This is a genomic window from Arthrobacter sp. TMS2-4 (assembly GCF_054511075.1).
In genome coordinates this window covers 1-7153 of the sequence record NZ_JBTNDI010000027.1, presented here as the reverse complement: position 1 = coordinate 7153, position 7153 = coordinate 1, and the positions used below count along the sequence as shown (strand labels likewise).

At 65.7% G+C, this 7153-nt stretch carries 8 protein-coding genes; 3 read left to right on the top strand and 5 right to left on the bottom strand.

The annotated features are described in order from the left end of the window. The 5 genes from ACX80F_RS16740 to ACX80F_RS16720 all read right to left on the bottom strand — a co-directional run. On the bottom strand, nt 1–1855 hold a 1855-nt coding region (locus ACX80F_RS16740), incomplete at its 3' end, for a hypothetical protein (RefSeq protein ID WP_459337514.1). 158 nt (nt 1856–2013) lie between these two features. Beyond that, a complete protein-coding gene (locus ACX80F_RS16735) occupies nt 2014–2217 on the bottom strand; it encodes a hypothetical protein (protein ID WP_199279064.1) in 204 nt (67 codons plus the stop codon). A 98-nt stretch (nt 2218–2315) separates the two neighbouring features. Continuing rightward, nucleotides 2316–2957 (bottom strand): hypothetical protein, encoded by a 642-nt coding sequence (locus tag ACX80F_RS16730; RefSeq protein WP_459337513.1) that lies wholly within the window; start codon nt 2955–2957, stop codon nt 2316–2318. A 19-nt stretch (nt 2958–2976) separates the two neighbouring features. Continuing rightward, complete coding sequence (locus tag ACX80F_RS16725; RefSeq protein ID WP_459337512.1) at nt 2977–4068, bottom strand: transglycosylase SLT domain-containing protein; 1092 nt, start codon at nt 4066–4068, stop codon at nt 2977–2979. A gap of 450 nt (nt 4069–4518) precedes the next feature. After that, nucleotides 4519–5124, bottom strand: coding sequence for a P-loop NTPase family protein (locus ACX80F_RS16720; RefSeq protein ID WP_459337511.1), 606 nt, complete (start codon nt 5122–5124; stop codon nt 4519–4521). Between the two features lie 196 nt (nt 5125–5320). On the opposite strand from ACX80F_RS16720, the gene ACX80F_RS16715 reads away from it, so the two are divergent. Genes ACX80F_RS16715 through ACX80F_RS16705 form a run of 3 tightly spaced genes read left to right on the top strand, consistent with a single transcriptional unit; the run spans nt 5321 to nt 6930 of the window. After that, a complete protein-coding gene (locus ACX80F_RS16715) occupies nt 5321–5824 on the top strand; it encodes a DUF6668 family protein (protein WP_459337510.1) in 504 nt (167 codons plus the stop codon). A gap of 4 nt (nt 5825–5828) precedes the next feature. Beyond that, a complete protein-coding gene (locus ACX80F_RS16710; protein WP_459337509.1) occupies nt 5829–6128 on the top strand; it encodes a hypothetical protein in 300 nt (99 codons plus the stop codon). A 37-nt stretch (nt 6129–6165) separates the two neighbouring features. Next, nucleotides 6166–6930 carry a hypothetical protein gene (locus ACX80F_RS16705; protein WP_459337508.1) on the top strand — a complete coding sequence of 255 codons (765 nt, stop codon included), beginning with the start codon at nt 6166–6168 and terminating at the stop codon, nt 6928–6930. Nucleotides 6931–7153: the final 223 nt, after the last annotated feature.

Here is a 7153-nt window from a genome sequence, read left to right as displayed (position 1 = left end):
GGGGTGGTAGCCAGTAGTCGTCGCGTTCCGGGTCGTGGAGTTCGTGTTCTTCGAGGTGGGGGAGTAGGTGCCGGTCGAGCCAGGCGTGCCAGGCGGCGCGTTCCTTGCGGTAGCGGGTGATCTGGGCTTGGCGGTCCTCGGTGGCGCCGAGCCGGTCGGCGAGCTGGTGGAGATTGGTGGTGGTGATGATCTCCCAGCGGCCGTGGTGCCGGCGGATCATGCCCAGGGCCTCCATGCGGGCGAGGTGGTCGGTGAGGGCGCGGCGGCTGATGCCGGTGCTGCGGGTGAGGTCCGCGGTGGTGGGGGAGCGGCGGCCACGTTCTATGCCCTCGTAGGCCAGGGCCGCCACGTCCCCCAGAACCCGGAAGACAGGCCGGATGGCGTGGATCTTGCCTTTGCGCCAGGTCAGGTCGCGGGCAAGCTGCGCGAATTCGGTCGGTAGCTGCACGGCGTAGGTGTCGGCGTTCCGGCCCCGGCCGCGGTCGATGCGGGTGAGGATGCCTGCTGATGCGGTCTCGAGCAGGGGCAGGAGGCGGGCGATGGTGACGTGGTCCTTGCCCAGTGCGACGGCGAAGGTACGGCACCCGACATCAAGGAGGTTCGTCTGGTTGGTCCTCATGTACGCCAGCACAGCCCGGAGGAGGAACCTCAAGCTGATCCCGGCACGCCCCTGATCCTTGAGCCTGTGATCGAGGACCGCGTAGAGGACATTCTCAAGATCATTCACGAGCTCATGGATCGAGGTCGAACTGGGCGCCGGCAGGTTTGGTTGAGCTGGTTGTGGGCTGCCCCCCGTGAGTGAAGTAGGGCTTGTGGTGAAGTTATGCGCAGTCTTCTTCCCGGTCCGCTGGGCGGGGTTCTTCAGGCGGGCTCCGGGCGTGGTTCGGGCCATGGCGCCGGCCGTGGTGTGGGTGGCGGTGAAGGCCTGGGCTTTGGCCCACTCGACGGGCAGGAGCCGCTCGGTCTTGGTCCCGTAGAGGGCGGTGAGGCCGGCGTACTGCCCGTCCATGCCGGCGCGGACCTGATCCAAGCTCCAGCGGCAGGCGGCGAAGTGGTTCAGGACCGCCATGCGGGCCTCGGAGTCGCTGGCATACCGGCTGGTCTCGTACAACCCGGTACGGGCCACCACCCGCAACGGCGAATCATGACCCGCCGCCCTCGCGCTATCCCGTGGTGCGGCATGCAGGGCGGCGGTCGCGGCAGCGGCGCGTACTTGGGTGCGGCGCCGGGCCTGCTCGAGGCGGTACAACTCCGGTGCCAGGGCCTTACCTAGCGCGGCCAGCGCAGTGGCGGGGTTGCGGCGGGTGAGGACCCCGTAAGCCTGTGCCAGCGGCGTGATCAGCGTTTGGTGGCCACCGGACTTGTGCGCGGATCCCGGGACACGGATGCACCCATCGGTGGGGTTCTGGTGCGGGCTCGGATCCAGGCTCGGGGCGCGTACCCCGAGGGCTTCCACCACTTGGCGTGCCTCGGCCGCGGTGATGGGTTCCTGCAGCGGCACGTACAGGTGGCGGCCACCGCTGGGGGACCGGTCCTCCACAAACGACAGGCCGGCGGCCCCAAGGATGTCTGCCAGGCGCGCAGCGTCGTCGTCCACGACAGTCTTGCGGGCCTTGGAGGTGTCCAAATCCAGGCACAGGGTCCGCACCGACCCGTCGGCCCCATGGATCAACACGGCCGCCGGTGCGGAGGGCAGGGTGCTGGTGATGCGCAGCGGTGTGCGTGGGCGCGGGTACTGGAAACGGTCCCCGATCCAACGCCCGGCACGATAGATGGGCTGACCCGCGATCAGGGGTGCGAGAACCCACGCGGCGCTGGCGGGCGAAGCGGCCCGGCGTGGCGCGGCATGAACCACTGGAGGTGCATGGAGCACTCGGTGTACACTTTCACCTAAGGGCACGACCTGAAATGGACGTACTCGGTTGAGCTCCCCACCGGTGATCTTGCCGGAACGACGGTGTGGAGCTTGGAAACTTGAATATGAGAAGGCCCGCTACGGCGGGCCTTTTCTATTTAGGAGGCCCTACTGAACTGCAACTCCTCCTGGCTTGTAAGTTCATCGAGGTCAATGGTTTCGAGATAGCTGTGAACAAGTCGGGCGACGAGGTCGCTCCGATTTTCGTCAGTAGCTGCAACGACGGCAGCAAGCTTTTTAGCGTCGCTCATCGGCAGTCGAGCCGTGATGACGTGGCGTTCACCTTTGCTGCGCTGTGCCATGATCCCTCTTCCAGTTGAACCTGTCACACAGACTAACCTGAATCTGATTTCGTTAAGTGGGGTGGCTTCGGCGTGTCGCGCCAAATTTCCGTGCCCCATCAGCCCATGTCCTGGATCTGGTGGCCGACGACGTCCCAGCGGCCGTCATGCTTCTCGAGGTAGATGGTCACGATTTGCCGCCCAGTGGTGGGGAGTTCGGTTTCGTCGCGGCTGATCCACCGCCAGGTGACGTCGTAGGCGCGGATGGCCTTGTCCTCAGCGACGTCTTCGGAGACGTCGCCGGGTGCCGGGACGATGGATGGCGCGCTGTAAGCCTCGTGTTCGGCGGGTTCGAGCCATTCACCTTGTGCGCCGTTGCGCTCGGGTTCGACTTGGTTGGTCGCCCATTCGTTGCTCATCAGGGGGATGGCTCGGATAGCTGCTGCGGTCTGGGTGGTGTCGGTCGTGGTGTCCCACGAGTGCAGCATGAGGGCGGCGACCTCGGCGGTGGACTCGACGTCGGTTCGGTCTGCGCCGTCCGGCGTGGTGAAGGTGCCGTTACCGACTATGTCCGTGGCTGCAGGGCTCGTGTTGGAGCCCTCGTCCAGCGTCGTGGGCTGCGACTCGGGCATGGACCCGGCTTGACCGTCGCCGTCACCGCAGGCGGCCAGGGAGAGCGTGAGGGGAAGGGCGAGGCATAGCGCGGCCGCGATCCTGTAGCGCTGGTGCGTGGGTCGGTGGTGCGTGGGGGTGGGTGTCATGATGATGCCACGCGCCTTTCTATTTGAGGATCGGTTCGGGGTCGATGTTGAAGCCTTCATATGGGTAGGTGACGTCCGGGGCTTCCGGTGTATAAATCTCGAAATGTAGATGTGTAGGAACGCTGCCGAGGCTGGCCCGGTTGCCTTCGGTGCCGATGGTGTCGCCGCGCTTGAGTGTGTCGCCTTCGTTCACGGCGTAGGCGCCCAGGTGGCAGAACGCGAACCCGAAGTCGGGGTCGTCGCCGTCTTCCTTGGCGATGACGCACCCGTCTTTGTCGTTGAAACCGGTGATGCGCAGGTCGGTGGGTGCGACGACGGGTCCGCCGCTGCTGAACCCGGCCCCGGGGCTTGAGATGTCCACTCCGACGTGGTCCTGTGCCCATGCTGGCAGGCCTGGCACGTTGCGTTTTCCGTAGCCGGAGGTGAACACGCCACCGGGTAGGGGAGTGGTCCATTCGCCGTCTCCGAGGTCGCCGTCCCACGATTTGCCCCCGGTGGGCGCCTTGCAATCCATCGAGAACCCGCTCTGCGCGGAATCGAGGATGGCGCTGACGTACTTCTGCGTCTCCTGATACGGCGGTATGCCCTTGTGTTGCTGAACGGCTCCCGGGCCGGCGTTGTACGCGGCGAGGGTGAGCTGTACGAGCAGGTCAGGGTCGTCGCCGGCGATCGGCTGCACCTGCTGCTTCAGTGCGGCCATGTATCGGCCGTAGGCGGGGATGGCGTCCTGTGCGGAGAACGGGTCCCCTCCGTTGCCGTAGCTCGCCCACGTCGCGGGCATGAACTGGGCGACGCCCTGGGCGCCGACCGGGCTGGTGGCGTTCTCGTTCCACCCTGATTCCTGGTTCAGCTGCGCGGCGACGACGCTCTGGGGCAGGCCGGCTTCCGTGGCTGCTGCCTCGACCAGTGGGCCCCAACTGTTGGGGACGGGCTGCAGGGTGCCAGGCTTCGCGCCGGTGTCTTCGGAGACGGTGCAGGAGGCGCGCTCGAGCGTGTTGGCTTCCTCGTCTTCGGCAATGCCGGCGACGACCATCGTCATGGCCACGACTGCGCCCAGTGGTACGACGGTGAGGGCGGCCATGCCGCACCCGATGGCTTTACCCCCTGCCATGCCTGCCTAACCGGTACCTAGAGACCAAGAGTGAAATCGACGAAGGACACCGGTGAAGAGACCGGCTGGGACCAGACCTGAGACAGCGCGATTGCGTGGTTAGAGCTGGTCGGTGAGGGCCGCGGTGGCTTCCTCGTAGGCCCGCCGGGTGGCAGGGTTCAGGGCGTCGTAGTCGAAGTCCTGGCCTTCCTGCAGGGACCTGTCGAACGGGACGACGATGACGGCGGCGAGGCCGATGCTGTCCCCGTACTCCGTGAGCTGGGCGAGGCGCTCGGTATTGGGCTGGGCGGTGTTGGTGATGACCAGGATGGAGCGGGCGAACTTGTCCGCGTGGCCTTGAGCTTTGACGCCTTCGATGGTGGCTTCGAGGAGCCGGAAGTCGTCGGCCTTGTTCTGGTCGACGAAGACGAGCGCGTCAGCGACGTCGACGGCGGCCTGCCAGGTCGATGCCTAGGCGGAGTTGCCGGTGTCGAGAAGGATCAGGTTGTAGAGCGAGGCCAGCACGTCGTGGGCGGCTTTCACGCTGGTGCCGTCGACGCGGCGGCGGTCGGCGCCTTCGGGCGGGGATGCCAGGACGTGGATCCTGTCGTCTCCTTGCGGCCGGATGTAGCGGACAAGGTCGCTGGTGCGCCGGGTGACGGTGCCGAGGTTCCGGATCAAATCCAGGGTGGTGCGGTCGTGGGAACCGGCGAGAGCCCGCTCACCGAGGGTGCCCTGGTTCTCGTTGAACTCACCGGCGAGGATGTTCCCTCCGCGGATCCGCCCGTAGGTCGCGGCCAGGTGGTAGGCGACGGTGGTCTTCGTCGCCCCGCCTTTGAGCTGCACGACAGCCATAGTGCAGTGGGTTTCCAGGGGCCGCTGGATCCGTGCCCGGCGCTCACGGCCTGCCCGCTCTGCCGGTGTCGCGGCGAGGCTCGCCTTGAACGTGACGTTCAGCCAGCCCCGGAACCCCTCCCGCGCCGGCGCCGCAGTCTTCTCGACAGCGACCTTCCCGGCGATGGCTTTCTCAGTGATGGCCTCGGGGCGCAGGCTGATCCGCTCATCTCCTGGCTCCACCTGGGCAGCGGCCCGTACCGGCTGTCGCGATGCCCCTACGACGCGGGGCGCTTCGGGGGAAGAAGCCAGCGGAACGTCAGGAGCCTTCTCGACGGAGGACCGGGGGAGAGGAAAGCTCGTTACCTGTGCCTGCGGTGCTTCACCCGCGGTTTCCTCAGAGGCACGAGCACTGGCCGTAGGAGTACCGGTTGCAGGAGTGCTGGGGGCGGGAGTGCTGGGGGCGGGAGTGCTGGGGGCGGGAGTGGAGTCCGCGTCTGCTGTGGCGGGACGCTCGCTCGGGCGTTCGGGCTGGTCGGCGGCTGTACTCCTGGGCGGCGTCCCGTGCCACCACCGCTGGCCCTCCCGCTCCGACGCCGATCCATCGACCCCTGCGGCTCATGTCTTCCTGGTCGCCCGGCAGAATCACCGGGGCCTGAAAGCCGCGCAGCTCGCCGCCCGCGACTGGGCCGCAGGCTCACACCCGACCATCACACTGCGCGGCCTGGTCGTGATCGCGGACGCACCCGGCAAGCTGCCGAAGGCCCTGCACAACCTGACCCGCATCACCGCCGGCGGTGTCCCACAGACGTGGGTCCTGCCGTGGATAGAAGAGCTTCGGCTCCAAGGCACAGTCGACCCTGAGTCACTGGCCCGCGAGCTAAGGAAAGTCCTCACCAGTCTCAGTGAGGTCATCGATCGCCTTAATTCTGGAAGGAATTAGACCCATGCAAATGCTCCTCCTCGCGCAAGACGTCCTGATCAACGCCGGCACCCTGCCCGACAGCGCCCCCCTTGCCCCTCCCGGTATTGGGGATGCCTGGAACCGCATGGTCGGCGTCGGCAAGTGGATTGCCCTGGGCATCTGCGTCCTCGGCCTCCTCGTCGTCGGCGGCAAGATGGCCTTCGACGCCCGCTCCGGCGAAACCACCCAGGAAATCTCCGGCATCATCAAGATCGTCCTCGCCGTAGCCCTCATCTCCGGCGGGGCCTCACTGCTGACCTTCATCTCCGGCGGAGCGGCGTAGCCATCCTGCAGAACCAGCCCTACCTACAGGAGTAGTCATGGCCGAAAGCGAAGAAACCGAGAACCTCTGGTGGGCAGCGCCCCGCTTCCTCATATCAGCGGTCGCCGTCCTGCTGCTCATCATCGTCGGCATCATCCTCTTTATCTGGATTGGGGATGATGCCGAATCCGAGGCCGCACCACCAGCCCAGGCCCAGACGGCAGCACCCACCCAGGATGCATCAGCAACGGCGTCGGATGAATCGATGTGCGGGCTCGACGCCACCGGAGGAACCACACTCACGGCCGCACCCAAGGACGTGGAGTGGGAGTTTCTCGGCGGCATCGCAGCGCCCACGTCCACTGAACACGGCCCAGGCGTGGTCGACGAGACGACGGGTGTCCGCTCCTGCTACTCCCACACACCCGAGGGCGCACTACTTTCCCTCTCGAATCTGCTCGCAGCCAGTGGAGACCCTGAACTGCTGCTCAGAACTACTGAAGAAGTAGCGCTCGAGGGTCCGGGCAAAGACATCGACCTACAGCGCTTGCAGCGACGGGTCGCTTCTGGTTCTACAACCACCCCTCCGATCAAGATCGAAGGCTTCCGTCTTCTCTCGTACAGCGAGGACCGAGCAACCGTTGAAGTAGTGGCCTCTGGAGACTCTGGCTCTGAGCTTGTCTACATCACTACATCGACGGTCATGGAGTGGCACAACGGTGATTGGCATGTCCGCTACAACGATGACGGGTCGAGCGGCCCAGTAGAAGGCCAGGTTTCTGACCTTTCTGGATACGTACCTTGGGGTCCACAGATTGGCTAAGGTTCCTCCAAGCGATGAATGCGGCCTCGTTGACATCGGTTGCAAGACGGCAAATGGCATATCTAACGCCATATCTGGTGCGGCAGGTAATGCGATAGAGGCTATTGCTGATTGTCGCGTACCGGGGTTGATGGAGGCTTTCATTCCACGGAAGGATGAGAGTCATGGCAGCACCGAGGAAGTACCCGGAGGAGCTTCGGGAGCGAGCGATCCGTATGGGGGT

Excerpts from the sequence above, each read along its gene's own strand:
- ACX80F_RS16705 (WP_459337508.1), top strand. The coding sequence starts at position 6,166 with ATGGCCGAAAGCGAAGAAACCGAGAACCTCTGGTGGGCAGCGCCCCGC.
- ACX80F_RS16725 (WP_459337512.1), bottom strand. The coding sequence starts at position 4,068 with ATGGCAGGGGGTAAAGCCATCGGGTGCGGCATGGCCGCCCTCACCGTC.
- ACX80F_RS16710 (WP_459337509.1), top strand. The coding sequence starts at position 5,829 with ATGCAAATGCTCCTCCTCGCGCAAGACGTCCTGATCAACGCCGGCACC.
- ACX80F_RS16735 (WP_199279064.1), bottom strand. The coding sequence starts at position 2,217 with ATGGCACAGCGCAGCAAAGGTGAACGCCACGTCATCACGGCTCGACTG.
- ACX80F_RS16730 (WP_459337513.1), bottom strand. The coding sequence starts at position 2,957 with ATGACACCCACCCCCACGCACCACCGACCCACGCACCAGCGCTACAGG.